Source organism: Nitrospira sp. Vd2, from assembly GCF_979581665.1.
Window position 1 is genome coordinate 175,001 of record NZ_CEFZSK010000038.1, and the last position, 14,462, is coordinate 189,462.

15 protein-coding genes, 2 rRNA genes and 1 pseudogene (1 of these 18 cut by a window edge) are annotated in these 14,462 nt (G+C 55.1%); 10 read left to right on the top strand and 8 right to left on the bottom strand.

Features of this window, described 5'->3' with window-relative positions; translation table 11 throughout:
• The 3 genes from AC1U7K_RS15450 to AC1U7K_RS15460 form a co-directional block, all read left to right on the top strand.
• Nucleotides 1–2,783 (top strand): 23S ribosomal RNA (locus tag AC1U7K_RS15450) (it extends 960 nt beyond the left edge of the window).
• A gap of 120 nt (nucleotides 2,784–2,903) precedes the next feature.
• Nucleotides 2,904–3,020: ribosomal RNA gene (gene rrf, locus AC1U7K_RS15455) — 5S ribosomal RNA — on the top strand.
• Nucleotides 3,021–3,162: 142 nt separating this feature from the next.
• A complete protein-coding gene (locus AC1U7K_RS15460) occupies nucleotides 3,163–3,717 on the top strand; it encodes a BrnA antitoxin family protein (protein ID WP_480252431.1) in 555 nt (184 codons plus the stop codon).
• 750 nt (nucleotides 3,718–4,467) lie between these two features.
• Here the strand turns inward: AC1U7K_RS15460 and AC1U7K_RS15465 are convergent.
• The 5 genes from AC1U7K_RS15465 to AC1U7K_RS15485 form a co-directional block, all read right to left on the bottom strand.
• A complete protein-coding gene (locus AC1U7K_RS15465; RefSeq protein ID WP_480252433.1) occupies nucleotides 4,468–5,379 on the bottom strand; it encodes a DUF6414 family protein in 912 nt (303 codons plus the stop codon).
• Between the two features lie 209 nt (nucleotides 5,380–5,588).
• Complete coding sequence (locus AC1U7K_RS15470) at nucleotides 5,589–7,217, bottom strand: DUF4209 domain-containing protein (RefSeq protein ID WP_480252434.1); 1,629 nt, start codon at nucleotides 7,215–7,217, stop codon at nucleotides 5,589–5,591.
• A gap of 462 nt (nucleotides 7,218–7,679) precedes the next feature.
• Nucleotides 7,680–8,084 (bottom strand): putative toxin-antitoxin system toxin component, PIN family, encoded by a 405-nt coding sequence (locus tag AC1U7K_RS15475; RefSeq protein WP_480252435.1) that lies wholly within the window; start codon nucleotides 8,082–8,084, stop codon nucleotides 7,680–7,682.
• Nucleotides 8,085–8,086: 2 nt separating this feature from the next.
• Complete coding sequence (locus AC1U7K_RS15480; RefSeq protein WP_480252436.1) at nucleotides 8,087–8,332, bottom strand: ribbon-helix-helix protein, CopG family; 246 nt, start codon at nucleotides 8,330–8,332, stop codon at nucleotides 8,087–8,089.
• A 94-nt stretch (nucleotides 8,333–8,426) separates the two neighbouring features.
• Nucleotides 8,427–8,735 carry an endonuclease/exonuclease/phosphatase family protein gene (locus tag AC1U7K_RS15485; RefSeq protein WP_480252437.1) on the bottom strand — a complete coding sequence of 103 codons (309 nt, stop codon included), beginning with the start codon at nucleotides 8,733–8,735 and terminating at the stop codon, nucleotides 8,427–8,429.
• Nucleotides 8,736–8,984: 249 nt separating this feature from the next.
• On the opposite strand from AC1U7K_RS15485, the gene AC1U7K_RS15490 reads away from it, so the two are divergent.
• The 3 genes from AC1U7K_RS15490 (at nucleotide 8,985) to AC1U7K_RS15500 (ending at nucleotide 10,493) form a co-directional block, all read left to right on the top strand.
• On the top strand, nucleotides 8,985–9,296 hold the full coding sequence (locus AC1U7K_RS15490; protein WP_480252438.1) for a YdhR family protein: 312 nt from the start codon (nucleotides 8,985–8,987) through the stop codon (nucleotides 9,294–9,296).
• A gap of 455 nt (nucleotides 9,297–9,751) precedes the next feature.
• Complete coding sequence (locus AC1U7K_RS15495) at nucleotides 9,752–9,976, top strand: nucleoside triphosphate pyrophosphohydrolase family protein (RefSeq protein WP_480252439.1); 225 nt, start codon at nucleotides 9,752–9,754, stop codon at nucleotides 9,974–9,976.
• 79 nt (nucleotides 9,977–10,055) lie between these two features.
• Entirely contained in the window at nucleotides 10,056–10,493 is a 438-nt protein-coding gene (locus AC1U7K_RS15500) for a VOC family protein (RefSeq protein ID WP_480252440.1), read from the top strand.
• 257 nt (nucleotides 10,494–10,750) lie between these two features.
• Here AC1U7K_RS15500 and AC1U7K_RS15505 read toward each other — a convergent pair.
• Together AC1U7K_RS15505 and AC1U7K_RS15510 are read right to left on the bottom strand one after the other, a co-directional pair.
• Nucleotides 10,751–10,917: pseudogene (locus AC1U7K_RS15505) on the bottom strand (IS3 family transposase); the annotation flags it as partial.
• A gap of 552 nt (nucleotides 10,918–11,469) precedes the next feature.
• On the bottom strand, nucleotides 11,470–11,715 hold the full coding sequence (locus AC1U7K_RS15510; RefSeq protein ID WP_480252441.1) for a CopG family transcriptional regulator: 246 nt from the start codon (nucleotides 11,713–11,715) through the stop codon (nucleotides 11,470–11,472).
• Between the two features lie 258 nt (nucleotides 11,716–11,973).
• Here AC1U7K_RS15510 and AC1U7K_RS15515 point away from each other — a divergent pair, with 258 nt between their 5' ends.
• From AC1U7K_RS15515 to AC1U7K_RS15530, 4 genes are all read left to right on the top strand, one after another.
• A complete protein-coding gene (locus AC1U7K_RS15515; RefSeq protein ID WP_480252442.1) occupies nucleotides 11,974–12,216 on the top strand; it encodes an AbrB/MazE/SpoVT family DNA-binding domain-containing protein in 243 nt (80 codons plus the stop codon).
• The gene (gene mazF / locus AC1U7K_RS15520) at nucleotides 12,216–12,554 is read left to right on the top strand and encodes an endoribonuclease MazF (RefSeq protein WP_480252444.1); all 339 of its coding nucleotides are present in this window, start codon (nucleotides 12,216–12,218) and stop codon (nucleotides 12,552–12,554) included. Before AC1U7K_RS15515 ends, mazF begins: the two co-directional genes overlap by 1 nt.
• A gap of 284 nt (nucleotides 12,555–12,838) precedes the next feature.
• Nucleotides 12,839–13,060, top strand: a complete 222-nt coding sequence (locus AC1U7K_RS15525; protein WP_480252445.1) for a DUF433 domain-containing protein — start codon at nucleotides 12,839–12,841, stop codon at nucleotides 13,058–13,060.
• A 16-nt stretch (nucleotides 13,061–13,076) separates the two neighbouring features.
• The gene (locus AC1U7K_RS15530; protein WP_480252446.1) at nucleotides 13,077–13,379 is read left to right on the top strand and encodes a hypothetical protein; all 303 of its coding nucleotides are present in this window, start codon (nucleotides 13,077–13,079) and stop codon (nucleotides 13,377–13,379) included.
• Nucleotides 13,380–13,456: 77 nt separating this feature from the next.
• Here the strand turns inward: AC1U7K_RS15530 and AC1U7K_RS15535 are convergent, their stop codons facing one another.
• The gene (locus AC1U7K_RS15535) at nucleotides 13,457–14,338 is read right to left on the bottom strand and encodes an exodeoxyribonuclease III (protein ID WP_480252447.1); all 882 of its coding nucleotides are present in this window, start codon (nucleotides 14,336–14,338) and stop codon (nucleotides 13,457–13,459) included.
• Between the last annotated feature and the right edge of the window lie 124 nt (nucleotides 14,339–14,462).

The following is a 14,462-nucleotide window of genomic DNA, read 5'->3' on the forward strand; positions in this document are numbered from 1 at the left end:
GCACTGAATGAGCTAGGGGCGTTCCAACGCTACCGAACTCAATCAAACTCCGAATGCCGTCACTGGACGCACGGGAGTCAGACTACGAGTGCTAAGATCCGTGGTCGAAAGGGAAATAGCCCAGACCGCCAGCTAAGGTCCCGAATCGTACACTAAGTGGGAAAGGTTGTGAGGGCGCTCAGACAGCCAGGAGGTTGGCTTAGAAGCAGCCATCCTTTAAAGAGTGCGTAACAGCTCACTGGTCGAGCGCGCTTGCGCCGAAAATTCAACGGGGCTCAAGTGTACAACCGAAGCTGCGGACTTCGTCGCAAGGCGAAGTGGTAGGGGAGCATTCTCTTCGCAGTGAAGGCCGACCGACAAGGACGGCTGGAGCGGAGAGAAGAGATTATGCCGGCATAAGTAGCGATAAACGATGTGAGAATCATCGTCCCCGTAAGCCTAAGGTTTCCTGGCCTATGTTCGTCAGGTCAGGGTTAGTCGGTTCCTAAGCCGAGGCCGAAAGGCGTAGGCGATGGAAAACAGGTCAACATTCCTGTACCATCATGTGCGCGTTATCAGCGAAGGGGGGACGCAGAAGGGTAGGCACCGCCGGGTCCCTGGAATACCCGGTCCAAGCAGGTAGGTGGAGCTCGCAGGCAAATCCGCGGGCTCGCTAACACCGAGATGTGATGGGGAGGCCGCAAGGCCACAAACGGGCCGATCCCAGACTGCCAAGAAAAGCCTCGTAGCGAGTTCACATGGTGACCGTACCGCAAACCGACACAGGTAGGTGGGTGGAATACACCAAGGGGCGTGAGAGAACACTCCCTAAGGAACTATGCAATCTAGCCCCGTAACTTCGGAAGAAGGGGTGCCTCCACTAGGTGAGGTCGTACAGACCGAGCCGACGGAGGTTGCAATAAAGTGGCTCTAGCGACTGTTTACCAAAAACACAGGACTCTGCGAACACGCAAGTGGACGTATAGGGTCTGACGCCTGCCCGGTGCTGGAAGGTTAACCGGAGGTGTTAGCCGCAAGGCGACGCATCGAAGGGAAGCCCCAGTAAACGGCGGCCGTAACTATAGAGTGGACCACTGTAGTTCCGATAACAAATTCGGCTATATGCTGGAACACCCGGTGAATCCTCCGGTACTCGCCGCAGGGAGCGGCAGTGACAATCCGTGAGGTGCGGGCAATCAGCAGGAAAGGCTCGAGCCGGTGCTCAATGTGAATGAGATTCCGCCACACATCGGCTATTACCTCGCGGGGTTTACCGATGGCGAAGGGAGCTTCAATGTGTCGTTCCGCCCGCGGAGCGATTACAAGTCTCCTTGGAAGATCTCGCTCTGCTTTAACATTTCGCAACGGGACCCGGTGATCTTGAAATTGTTTCAGGAGCACCTGGGCTGCGGCACGATGCGGCAGAGACAAGATGGAGTGTGGTACTTCGAAGTCAACCACCTCACTCCACTTCTGAAGAACGTGATCCCATTCTTTGAGCGCTTCGGATTCCTCTCGGCGAAGAAGCAGCGCGACTTTGCCAAATTCAAACAACTCGCGGAATTGATTCGCAGCGGACGCCACCTCACCCAAGACGGCGTGAGGGAGGTCCTGGAGATTCGGCGAGCGATGAATGATGGCGGGAAGCGCCGCTACATCGACGAAGAAATTCTTAGACGGTTCGAGAATCCTCAGAGACCATATGCCGAACCCGAGAACGAATGTTCCGGGATGATATGGTCCGACCTGCATGGCGACATGCAGAGCGCGGCAGAAATGCTCGCGCCCTCATCCAACGGTGATGAGAGTAACAACAGTGAACGGTCCTAAGGTAGCGAAATTCCTTGTCGGGTAAGTTCCGACCTGCATGAATGGCGTAACGACTGGAGCGCTGTCTCAGGGAGTGACTCAGCGAATTTGTTGTTCCGGTGAAGAAGCCGGGTGCCCGCAACTAGACGGAAAGACCCTGTGCACCTTTACTACAACTTGCCATTGGATGTTGGAAGGGTCTGTGTAGGATAGGTGGGAGGCTGTGAAGCCGGGCCGCTAGGTTCGGTGGAGCCAACGTTGAAATACCACCCTGATTGTTCTGACATTCTAACTCGGTCCGGTCATCCCGGACGAAGACAGTGGCTGGTGGGTAGTTTGACTGGGGCGGTCGCCTCCCAAAAGGTAACGGAGGCGCCCAAAGGTTCCCTCAGGCTGGTCGGTAATCAGCCGTCGAGTGTAAAGGCAGAAGGGAGCTTGACTGCGAGACTGACAAGTCGAGCAGAGACGAAAGTCGGGCTTAGTGATCCGGTGGTTCTGTGTGGAAGGGCCATCGCTCAACGGATAAAAGGTACGCCGGGGATAACAGGCTGATCTCCCCCAAGAGTTCACATCGACGGGGAGGTTTGGCACCTCGATGTCGACTCATCGCATCCTGGGGCTGAAGCTGGTCCCAAGGGTTGGGCTGTTCGCCCATTAAAGCGGTACGAGAGTTGGGTTCAGAACGTCGTGAGACAGTTCGGTCCCTATCTGTTGTGGGCGGAGGAGATTTGAGAGGGGCTCTCACTAGTACGAGAGGACTGTGAGGGACGGACCTCTAGTGTGCCGGTTGTCGCGCCAGCGGCAGTGCCGGGTAGCTATGTCCGGTTGGGATAATCGCTGAAAGCATCTAAGCGAGAAGCCTGCCTCAAGATGAGATCTCCCGGGGCGCAAGCCCCCTGAAGGCCACTCGTAGACGACGAGTTTGATAGGCTGGGTGTGGAAGCGTCGTAAGGCGCGTAGCTAACCAGTACTAATCGGCCGTGCGGCTTAACTTGACATTGCTTCTGACAGACATGGTCTTCGCGAAGCGCTCGGCGCTTCGCCAGTGCTGAGTAAAAAGTGCTGAGTTTTCAGTTGTCCGGAAATAACTCAGCACTCAGCACTATTCATGAATTCCCGGTGGCCATACCGGAGGGGTCACACCCGTTCCCATCCCGAACACGGAAGTTAAGCCCTCCAAGGCCGATGATACTGCCGCCGCGAGGCGGTGGGAAAGTAGGACGCTGCCGGGATAAAACAAGGCCGGTTGATCTTCGGATCAGCCGGCCTTTTGTTTTATCCCGTCCACGTCCCTCACTGCCGGTATTGCACTTATCCGGTGCCATTTGATCGAAGGCGCCGGTACTAGCAAGCTTGGTATGGACCTCTGCCGGGATGGATCAACGGGGTAGCTGGTGTAACAACCAGCAGGCCCTTTTTGTTTGTAAATATCCCCGCAACGCTTCCTACTTTTCGAAGATTACTGGTGGGAGTGATCTCCGCCGCGAGTTGATCGAATGCAGCGGTTCAAGCAAGCTTGGTATGGACCTCTGCCGGGATAAAACAAGGCTGAGCGATTCTGCCGGAACGGAGGACCGCCGGTTAAGGTTGGCACAGTCTCCTGCCGGGAATATTCTCGTCATCGCCCTATACCCCATGAAAGAATTATCAGGCTCATCAGCGCGAGGCGGGCGAATCGCAATGAAAAGAAACGCTATGAAGAAGTCAAAGATTGACTACTCAGACATTCCCCCCTTGTCCGATCGCCAACTTTCGGCGATGCGCCGAGTTGGGCGGCCACCGCTGGGAGATGAAACCCGGAAGCTCATTGCGATTCGGGTCGACCCTCAAGTCTTGCAATGGCTGAAGAACATGGCAGCGGAACGCCATGTGCCGTATCAATCACTGATCAACGACATCTTAGCGCGAGAGATGAAGAAGGCCGGCTAGAGGTGAGGCTTGGTATGTATTGGGATGTTGTTGATGTAAAACCAGGCCAGGCAACAGCACCGTGGTCAACATACACTTTTCTGAAGAAGGCCGGGTCCTTCAGCGCGACAAATACTCCAGTGAGATCCTCGGTCGTGAAACGAACTTCGCCCGTCAACCCATCTGCGAATCGCACAAAGAGGCCGAGACTTTCCACTGTCCCGGCAACAGAGTAAATTCTTAACTTTCACAGATTCGTTGATGGGATGACTGTGAAGTCCGCTTTGCTCCTGATCATCTCACCGGAGTATCATTCGATGAAGTGTGACGATATTACCCCAATAGCGGGATTTCGTATAGCCGGGGAGGACGGATGATGTGTTTTCGAATCCAGGACAAAATCTGGCTCGCGTCGGTTCTGATTCTTGTCGCTTCAGTTCATGGGTGCTCGGCGTGGAGTGGCGGCACTCCCTCCGAAATGCAGGCATCGGAGGGGACGACCAAGACGAGCACACCCGCAGGCGTAGACGACAAAGGAGGATTGATTCTTCAGAAAGAATAGTGGGTGTAACGTGCGCGTGGACAGGAGTGTGGAACGGGTTCTACCCGGTTTCCACAGATACTTGCCAACCTCCGCCTCCTTCAAACGTTTCCTACGTTCTCTAAGCCTACTGGTGGCAAAGTGCCTATCCGCCCGTATGTGATCGGTAAATCTTCTGATATCTTATTTAGGCGTAGTCATGGGGCGTATTCGTAGGGCGCCTCTCCGTTCTACGCGAAAATTGCAACGGGCAGAACCTGCATAACAGGTGGTTCGATTTCCCACTGTATACGTTTGAATGGAAAGTTCTGCTGACTGGATAGGTCTGATAATGTCTGAAAACTCTGCTCTAAGAGATTACGGGGGAACTTACCCAACGTTGTCTTTCTAAGTAAGTCTACCCCGGCCGGCCCCTCTCGAACCACACGAATCACCTTGCCGACGACCCGAAATGTACCGTCAACGAGGTCGGACATTCCAGGATCGTTTAAATACTGGGTCTCCAGTGTAAGAACTGCCCGACATGAGCATTTCAATAGACCTGTAGTGAGATCAGTGCTGTTTCCGCTCTTCAAGCTTTCTACAAGTGACTTAAATTGCGAACGGATCTTTCCTAGATCATGAAGTTGAGGCTGCCTCTGAACCCGCCTCCCTGTTTGTGGTTGTTGAAAAGCTGATGCGAGTTCCATCATTTGCGCCAAGGATTCCAGTGCATCAAGGACGGGATTCTTCTTTAGCTCCGCGCAGAACTGTATGAAATGGCCTGGCTCTGGGGTGAGATTGGTGCTGTCCGCTAGTAAGATTTTGCGGTCCGCCATTAGTCTAATGACAGTAAATAGCAGAGATGCCGGCGTATGAACTCTCTCCTCGCTCAGAGTTCTTCCTGTTTCATTTTCTGTCGTCTCATTAACTTTTCCAGATAAGTCAATCCGCAAGAGGGAGGAGAATGCTTTATTTAACCCGAAAGTTCCGCTTACCTCGTCCGTGCCTATCGACGAAGCTTTCTGGACCTCTGAAAGTTTTGTTACGGTTGAAATCCCTCCCTGCATCATGGCCACTAAATCAAAGACAGCTCTCTGATTGAGATATACGGGAATGATAGGACTACCAAATTCGTTGTGCCCAGGGGAAATGTCTTTCATCGTAACCGACTCTAAGAGTGGGTATAACTATAAAATTGACATAGGGCGAATGCAATATCTAATGGGAGCAGTTCGACAGAAGCCGTTAGCTAAGTAGGAGAGAGTGGAGCGCTGGGATCGGTGATGGATCGCGGTGCTCAAAGCCAATTTGGAGTGAAAAGCTGATTCGTTGGTATCTGAGGGGGTGCCGGAGGGCTACGGGAGCAATGTTATGCATCATTCGTCGATCCATTCCTTGCTCTAGCGAACTCATCCCAGATACCAAAGATCAGCAGAGTGTGGATAAGTCGTATGACCTGCCCGCGATTTATCCGACCAAGCCCGAGCAAACCGTGCGCCAGATCATTACGCAAATTGAGTCCCCTGGGATCAGCGTAGATGGCCAGAAAATGTAAAGTGAGGTCCTCCCCCAAGATTGCAGCAATCTCTTTGGAATAGAGAATGTCACCCATTCCAATCGCAACACTGACACCGGGCACCGTAGGATGCGGCTTCGTAATTGGTTTCCCTAGCGAAGCCACGATCCCGCGCAGACCTAGTTCTACCTGCGGTACAAGAACATGGACTGCCTTTACCAAATCCTCTTCATACCAGGCCGTGACGCCTTCAAGTAGGAGGCTGAGGTTTTCGAACAAGCCTGTGCGCGCAGCCCACCCGACAAAATGATGTGGCGTTAGAACATGTATTACTTTCGCTCGCTCGAGAGCAGCGTCCAACCAAATGTCCCCAAGGACGATGGTCTGAGACGCATGCTGAATAAGGCGTCCCGAAAGATCATCTTCAACGGAGCCGACCTTCGCTGAAACATGTTGGTCTGCCATGATGGAGTGCGTTAACCTTGCTATGAGAGGCGCTTCTTCGGACAGCCTTCCGAGTTGCTGTTCCAGGGCTGACTTTCGATGCAGAAATTCCGACGCGATTCGGACCAATGTGCTTCCCGCATCTGAAACCACGATCTCTGAGAGAAACTGCTCCATGTCCTCTCGTGTAATCGTTCTTTCGATGATGATGGGCTTCATCAACTCGTGTGACTGCGCGATCTTTTGTTCCATCACAACCCGAACGCGGCGTGCCTCGTCCTTAAGCCCAGCGCTGTGAAACGCAGTGGAGGCGGTCTGCAGAACCGACGCGGCAAGCATGGCATCTCCGAGAGTTGCAAAGTACTCAAAGGAGCGGCCAATAATCTCATGTAACCGGCGGACATCGTTGTGGCGCCCAACTCGGCTGTAATATCTGATTAGTCGTTTCGCGGCGCTTTCCGTGAAATGCGGATCGAACTCCTTGGGATTGCTGGTAACAGAACACCTGGCGACGACACCTTCCAAGTCAGAAACGAGTTTTTCTCTCTCTTCATCTCTCAGGCCGGTGCGTTTGTCTTCAATTAGCCGATCGAAGGCGATCCACCACATTCCGTTTCCTTCCACGAGCGCCTGTCGATGCACGTCGAGGAGTGTGCTCCGAGCGTGGTCAATGCGTGGCGCATCACCAATCATTATGGTAAGATCCAACGCACGAACTGCGGCGTCGAATTTGCCATGTATATCGGTACGTAAGTTGTCGTGAATCGATGTCAAATATGCATCAATCGCGAGCCGCGCCATATCGATGTCGGGACTTGTTTTTGCTACGATCCGAGTCAAGTCCCATACCAAATCCGCGTAACGCGCTTTCAGGACGGGATGAGCGACAGTCTTTGCTCGTGCTGCCCAATGGTCGATGATTTCCGGAACCGCATCCCTAATATCGGGCGAATACCAGGTAGTTCCATCGCTGTATGTCCCAGAACCGATTGGTCCAAAGTATGTTCCCCATGGGCCAGATCGCTGGCGACTGGGCATCTATAAAGCAAACGCTAGGACTTCGGACCAGGCCCCCAAGTTTTCCTGCTCTCCGGGATTGGAGAGCGCGGTCCGCGCCGAAGCGAGTGCCTGGTGAACCATAAGTTCATCGCACGCAGCACCGCCGCGATCGATTTTGACAAGTTCTTCCTCAATCGTAGGCGGGATTTAAGCCCCATCTGATTCGCTCCCTTTGAAATTGCACAGTGTGCAATCTCAACCTGACCCTCAATTCGTTCCTGCTCTGGAAAGAAGTAATGCAACCATATTTCAAAATCAACGCCGCGAATGGACTAACTCAAAAGCAAGGGAAATTCCAATCATTCGGGTCGACGAAAACTAAGGGGTCGGGAGTCTTTGTTTCGACCTGCTTGCTGCTGGCTTGCGGTGCTGACCTCAGGGACCGGCTTCGCTGAGCCTAACCGATATGGATCGTGGGAGATCGAAGGTTGGCCGGCTATTCTATTCCTTAATTTCGACAAGGAAGTCGGCCAGCGAAATGATGGCGCTGTCCGCATGGCGTTTGAGCGACAAGAGGTGTCGATTCCCGGACACCATCCATTCCGTCTGGGTAGCCATCGCACATTCAAGAATGCGATTGTCCGGCTCGTCTTTAAGGAGGTGAACTGTAGGACGGGGGCGCAGGACGGTTGCTGTCTGACTGATTTCTTGTATGGCTTGCCGGACCCTGTCTTGGTCCCAATCGAACTTCATTTGGAGGACTTTGGCGGTTTCGGTCAGGATGGCAACCGAAGTGAATAGTTCGAATCGCCCTTGAATTGCTTTGAGATAGGCTTCTTCGGCATTGCCCCCTGGAATAGCAAACGCTGAGATATAGATGTTCGTGTCAAAGACGACGACGCGCACGGTCAACGGCCCTGGAACACCAGTTTCTCCACGTCGGCTTCGGTCAGCACTCCTTTCTTTCGGGCCTTCTTCGCGCCGTAGCGCTGTAACTCATGGAACTGTTCTTCCCGCCGTCGCCGCTCATAAACCGTGAGCATTTCTCTGAAGAGCTGGCTCTTGTTCTTAGCCTCCGCTTTAGCCAGCCGCTCGAAATTCCGAGCGAGATCGGATGGAAGCGAGACTGTCACCGGAACACGTGAGCGTTTCATAACGCGCCTCCTGTATGACAAAATCATACAGCGGAGACAGGATGAGGTCAAACGGTGGCCAGGGACGGCGATGTGTAAATAATTCGGCTCATGCTCATCCCTTGTTCCGCAACCGAGCTGCAATTCTCGATTCCGCCGAAGCCCAGCCGGCGTCGAACGGGCAGCCGGGGCGCTCGATGTCAATGATCAGCGGTGCGTGATCTGACGGTACAGGTTTTCCTTTCCGCGCTTCGCGATCGATCTCGGCCCAGACCACGCGCTCTTTTAACGGCGCCGTCACGAGCAGGTGATCGACGCGCATGCCGAAGTTTCTATGAAAATTGCCGGCGCGGTAGTCCCACCAGGTATACCGCCCCGGGTCCGGGTGATGCAGTCGGTACGCATCGACGACTCCTGCGCTCAACTGCCGCCTGAATGCCTCCCGCTCACGATCGGCCGAAAAAAAGGTCGGCAGTCTTTTTAAGACTTCACCTGTTCGGCAACGATGACGTGAGAGCGTTGAAGCCCTACCGCTCGGCGGATCCAGAGGTCCGGGTTTACGAACGCCGAGAGAACGCTCTCTTCGAGAATAGGACCTAACACCCGGTTGTAGCCAGGGGGGGATTGGCCTAGTATGGCAGTGCCAACCGGCTTCGTCACCGGGGAGGTCCCTATGATCGCTGTCATGGTGCGGTTCCAGTACGAGAATGAATTCAACGAGGCGCGTCTACAGCAAATCGCCGACGGTGCTCGCAGCAAGTTTCAAGGCATGCCAGGTCTACGATCTAAGGCGTTTACCGTTGATGCAGCGAGGCGCCAAGCTCTCAACTTTTACGTTTGGGAGTCAGAAGACGCTGCACGGAAGTTTTACTCGGCGCAAATGATTGAGGGGGTCGCCAAAATCTACGGCGTCCGGCCGAGCATTGAATATGTGAAGCTTGCCGCTCTCGTCGAAAATCCGCCGTCAGAAGGACGGAACGATTAAAGCAGGGTTGTCGCCATCCTGTCCCGCGCGATGGCTCTTCTGAAAAGACTCTGATCTCTAGGTCCCTGATAGTCTCTGTGGCTCATCGGGGCTTCTGTAGGCGCGCAGCTATTCGCGCCTCGGCGGACGCCCAACCGGCCTCGAACGGGCAGCCGGGGCGGTCGATGTCGATGAACAGCGAGGTGATTTGCAAGAATGGGCTCAGGCTCCGAGACAAGCAGCACATGATGAGGGGCCATGAAGGGATGTTCCTGGGAAAGGTCGCGGCTTGCCACCATGGAGAAGAACCTTATGCCAACGGGAAAGAAGGTGGATTTCACCGCCGCCACAGCGCGCGCCCGCCATATCCGCGAACTCTATAAGCGGTTAGAGGAACGGCTGCATGGCAGTGCCTGGACACCGCAGGAAGTGATGCTCGGCTACTCTACGATATTGGTGCGCTCGGCCGGTTGGTCATGGCAGCGGAAGATCGATGGCTGCACCAGGGTGATCTGCCCCGGGAATTGGAAGACAAGATTTCGGAGTGCCTGTGGTGGGTGTTGGTCCTTGCAGATCGCCTGGGCGTTGACATCACAAAAGCTTTTACCACGAAGATGAATGACCTGGATGTCGAGCTTGCAAACAGTGTGGCCAAAAGCAATAAAGGGCGTCACCGGAAAAAGAAAAAGACGCCGGGCTAACTTCTTTATGCGACCGTGGTACTGTAACGCGTCATCAACACCTGCCGCCCAGATTTAAGATACCTTGTAGTTTGGACACATGGCGCTCAAACGGATGGACAACGTAGGTATCGTCGTCGAGGACCTTGGAGCGACGATTGATTTCTTTCGCGAGCTCGGCCTTAAGCTGGAAGGGCGGGCCACGATCGAAGGAGAATGGGCCGGACGTGTCACTGGACTGGGCGATCAGCGCGTCGAGATTGCCATGATGCGCACGCCGGACGGCCACAGCAGGCTCGAACTCTCCCGCTTTCTCATGCCGCCTGCCATCGCGGATCACCGCAACGCCCCGGTGAACTCTCTAGGCTACCTCCGCGTCATGTTCACTGTGGACGACATAGATGAAACGCTTGAGAGGCTCCGTAAACGCGGCGCGAAGCTCTTAGGGGAAGTCGTCCAGTATGAAGACGCGTACCGGCTCTGCTACATCCGCGGGCCTGAAGGGCTTCTCATCGGACTCGCTCAAGAACTCAGGTGAGGAAGATCGGAGCGTAGGAAATGCGTGAACCCTAGGCCACAGAAGGTTAAATGACTGACTTAGGATCAAAGCTAGTTAGTCTCGCCGTATGTCCCTAGCAGCGTCGCGCCCATCGTCCTTGGCATCTCGCTTTTCCTGCCGACATTCCCGAAGCGGAAGGATGGGGTCAGGTTGAGGTGGCCCCGAAATAACAGACAGGTGGATTAAGGGTCACTACCCTGCTGTTCGAACTCTTCCAAACTCCGATAGCCTAACGCTTAATGCAAGCGCTTCCGATTATATAAGCCCTCGATGTATTCGAAGATTGCCTGTCTCGCTTCTGTTCGATCCGCGAACTGACGATGCCTGACCAGTTCGTTCTTCAGCGTACTAAAAAGCTCTCGACCGCCGCATTGTCGTAGCAGTTGCGTTTCCGACTCAAGCTCAAGACCCGCGCCACGGTTTGCGAACAGCCACATCAAGGGGCCAGGTCTTGCAACAGCACATTGAGGATTCCCTGTCATGCGCGCGACGGCGCCTCTGAAACGACTCTGATAGTCCTTGGGCTCATCTCGGCTTCTGCAGGCGCGCTGCAATGCGCGATTCCGCCGAAGCCCAGCCGGCATCGACGGGCAGCCGGGTCGGTCGAGGTCGATGACCAGCGGTGCGTGATCCGAAGGGACGGGTTTTCCCTTCCTCGCCTCGCGATCAATCGCTGCCCAGATCACACGTTATTGTGAGAGCGCCCCACGGGTGGTGCGAAAACTAAGGGGCGGGGGTCTTTGTTTCGACCGGCTTGCTGCTTGCTTGCGGTGCTGACCTCAGGGACCGGCTTCGCTGAGCCTAACCGATATGGACCGTGGCAGCATGAAGGTTGGCAACCGAAGTGAGTAGTTCGAATCGGCGGTGAATTGCTTTGAGGTAGCCTTCTTCGGCATTACCCCTGGAATAGCAAACGCTGAGATATAGATGTTCGTGTCAAAGACGACGCGCGCGTTCAACGGTCTTGGAACACCAGTTTCTCCACGTCGGCTTCGGTCAGCACTCCTTTCTTTCGGGCCTTCTTCGCGCCGTAGCGCTGTAACTCATGGAACTGTTCTTCCCGCCGTCGCCGCTCGTAGACTATGAACATCTCCCGAAAAAGTTGGCTTTTGTTCTTCGCCTCCGCTTTGGCAAGCCGCTCAAAATTCTCGGCGCGGTGGGGCGGTAGTGAAACTGTAACCGGTACACGCGCGCGTTTCATCAGAGCCTCCTGTATGACAAATTCATACAAGCTTCATGCGGGTGAGGTTAAACGCCACCAACACATCCGGTCCTGTGCGGGAAGCGGGATTTCTCTTAGATCGTCAGCGTCATTCAGAAGTTTGCGTCGAAACCAAGGGTTCAGGAATGATGTTATAAGCCGCGCGCTGCTTGCCTGCGGAACCCGCCTCGCTTTTGACCTTCTGCACGACATCGTGTAGTATCTACGCGGTATCTACGGCTGGCTATGGAGGATGCGATGAAAACCACTGCTCGCAAGTGGGGAAACAGCTTGGCAATACGAGTGCCGAAGCGCGTGGCCGAGGAAGCGGGACTTCGAGAGAAAGATGCCGTCGACATTGAGGTTCGCGACGGCGCACTAGTTGTTCGTCCCCACCTGCGGCGCGTCTATCGACTGGAAGACTTAGTCAGACGTATCACGCCCAGCAATATCCACCGCGAGGTCAACTTTGGCGGACCGGTTGGCCGCGAGGAGCTCTAATGAGCCGCAGGCCATATGTGCCTGACCGAGGCGACATTGTCTGGTTGCAATTCAATCCACAGGCGGGACACGAGCAGGCCGGGCGCCGACCGGCGCTTGTGCTGTCTCCGTCAAGCTATAATCGCCTGAGCGGATTGATGCTGTGCTGTCCGATGACGAGTCAGAAGAAGGGTTATCCATTTGAAGTCATCGTCGATGACGCATCAGAGCGCGCGAGTGTTGTCCTTGCGGACCAGGTAAAAAGTCTCGATTGGAGAGTTCGAAAGGCCGTCAAGAAAGGTGTCGCGCCGGCCGACGCCATTGCCGAAACCCTGAGCAAGCTCCAAGCCCTCCTCTAACATCACCTCGATCAATTGGGCCGTTCTTGTCCAACACACGACACGCCTCCGTTCGATTGCGCGGATTGTAGGAGGACTGCAAGCATCCGCCAGGCCGCTGAAGATCCACGTATCGGACTCGCGCCCACGATCTTGATCGAAAGTATCCGGGGCCAGGTTGCTGGCCCCGAAATAACAGACAGGTGGATTAAGGGTCACTACCCTCGCGTTCGAACTCCTCGAGCCATGAACTGCTTTCCTTGTGCGCCGCGCATAGAATCGACGGCAGAGTAGGAAACCATACGATGTCTACGCAAAAGCATCCGCTGATCACTGCCTCGCCAGACGTGTTAGGAGGTACTCCGGTGTTCGCCGGCACACGGGTCCACGTCCAAACACTCATTGACTATTTGGAAGGCGGAGAAACGATTGATGACTTTTTAGAAGGCTTTCCGACGGTGAGCCGAGAGCAAGTGATCGCCTTCCTTGAAGAAGCAAAAGCGCGCATGCTGACAGCCGCCTCGTGAGAGTACTGCTGGACGAGTGCATCGACCGCGGTTTGCCAAAGAGATCACCGGACATGAGGTTTCTACCGTTCCACAGAAAGGATGGGCAGGCATCAAGAATGGGGAGCTGCTGTTTTTGGCACAGGAAGAATTTGGTGTGTTCGTGACGGTCGACCGAAATCTCACCTTCCAACAAAATCTCCAACAGCTCCGGATTGCCGTTATCGTTCTTCAGAGTGGGAGCAATCGTCTCGCTGACCTTCCGCTCATACCAAAATTACAAGCTCTCTTGCCTGTTGCAGCCAAAGGGGAGATTCAGTGGGTGAGAGCTGAATCATGATCGCCATCCTGTCCCGCCCTCCACAGCTGCTCTGAAAGGACTCCGATCTCTCTTTATCCGTGATAATCCCTGGGGACTCATCTTGGTTTCTGCAGGCGCGCTGCAATTCGCGATTCCGCCGAAGCCCAGCCGGCATCGAACGGGCAGCTGGGGCGGTCGAGGTCGATGACCAGCGGTGCATGATCTGATGGTACGGGTTTTCCCTTCCGTGCTTCGCGATCGATCTCGGCCCAGACCACGCGGTCTTGTAACGGCGCCGTCACGAGCAGGTGATCGATCCTCATGCCGAAGTTCTTATGAAAGTTGCCGGCGCGGTAGTCCCACCAGGTATATCGCCCCGACTCCGGGTGACGCAGGCGGTACGCGTCGACGAATCCCGCGCGCAACAGCCGCGCGAATGCCTGCCGCTCGCGATCGGACACGTGCGTCCCGCCATGACAGGCGGCGGGGTCCCACACATCGATATCTGCGGGCGCCACATTGAAATCCCCGCCGATGACGGCGGCCGTCTCCGGAGTGACGGTCTCGTTGATCCAGCGAGCCAATCTGTCGAACCACACGAGCTTCGCTTCATAAAACGGCGAGCCCACGAGCCGGCCGTTCGGCGCATACACGCAGATGATCCGCACGCCACCGCATTCGGCACTGATCATTCTCGCCTCAGCCAGCGGTTCATCATCGCCGATGTCGGACGTTTGCGCCGGCCGTAAAGGCTCGCCAAAATTCGTGACCACGCCGCCGATGCTGCACCGGCTCGCGATCGCCACGCCGTTCCATCGACCCTCGCCATGGTGCACCAGCTCGTATCCGGCCTGCTTGAACGTGTCGATGGGCGCGTCCGCATCCGCGAGCTTCGTCTCCTGCATCAGCAGCACGTCCGGCTTCGCCCGATCCAGCCACCACAGGATCTTTCCCAGGCGAGCCTTCAGCGAGTTCACATTCCAGGCCGCGATTCTCATGACAATAAATTATCCGCTCTCGGCCGTCTCTGGCTAGTTGTTGATGCTGCGTTCATTGGTATTCCGAGCGTCCGTTGCGAAAGCTCCGGCAATTCGATCGGTCAGAAGCAGCGTCCTGTGCCGG

What these genes read in the sequence shown, in the direction of transcription:
- AC1U7K_RS15460 (WP_480252431.1), top strand. Translation starts at nt 3,163, where the DNA reads ATGGATCAACGGGGTAGCTGGTGTAACAACCAGCAGGCCCTTTTTGTT.
- AC1U7K_RS15465 (WP_480252433.1), bottom strand. Translation starts at nt 5,379, where the DNA reads ATGAAAGACATTTCCCCTGGGCACAACGAATTTGGTAGTCCTATCATT.
- AC1U7K_RS15470 (WP_480252434.1), bottom strand. Translation starts at nt 7,217, where the DNA reads ATGCCCAGTCGCCAGCGATCTGGCCCATGGGGAACATACTTTGGACCA.
- AC1U7K_RS15480 (WP_480252436.1), bottom strand. Translation starts at nt 8,332, where the DNA reads ATGAAACGCTCACGTGTTCCGGTGACAGTCTCGCTTCCATCCGATCTC.
- AC1U7K_RS15490 (WP_480252438.1), top strand. Translation starts at nt 8,985, where the DNA reads ATGATCGCTGTCATGGTGCGGTTCCAGTACGAGAATGAATTCAACGAG.
- AC1U7K_RS15495 (WP_480252439.1), top strand. Translation starts at nt 9,752, where the DNA reads ATGGCAGCGGAAGATCGATGGCTGCACCAGGGTGATCTGCCCCGGGAA.
- AC1U7K_RS15500 (WP_480252440.1), top strand. Translation starts at nt 10,056, where the DNA reads ATGGCGCTCAAACGGATGGACAACGTAGGTATCGTCGTCGAGGACCTT.
- AC1U7K_RS15510 (WP_480252441.1), bottom strand. Translation starts at nt 11,715, where the DNA reads ATGAAACGCGCGCGTGTACCGGTTACAGTTTCACTACCGCCCCACCGC.
- AC1U7K_RS15515 (WP_480252442.1), top strand. Translation starts at nt 11,974, where the DNA reads ATGAAAACCACTGCTCGCAAGTGGGGAAACAGCTTGGCAATACGAGTG.
- mazF (WP_480252444.1), top strand. Translation starts at nt 12,216, where the DNA reads ATGAGCCGCAGGCCATATGTGCCTGACCGAGGCGACATTGTCTGGTTG.
- AC1U7K_RS15525 (WP_480252445.1), top strand. Translation starts at nt 12,839, where the DNA reads ATGTCTACGCAAAAGCATCCGCTGATCACTGCCTCGCCAGACGTGTTA.
- AC1U7K_RS15535 (WP_480252447.1), bottom strand. Translation starts at nt 14,338, where the DNA reads ATGAGAATCGCGGCCTGGAATGTGAACTCGCTGAAGGCTCGCCTGGGA.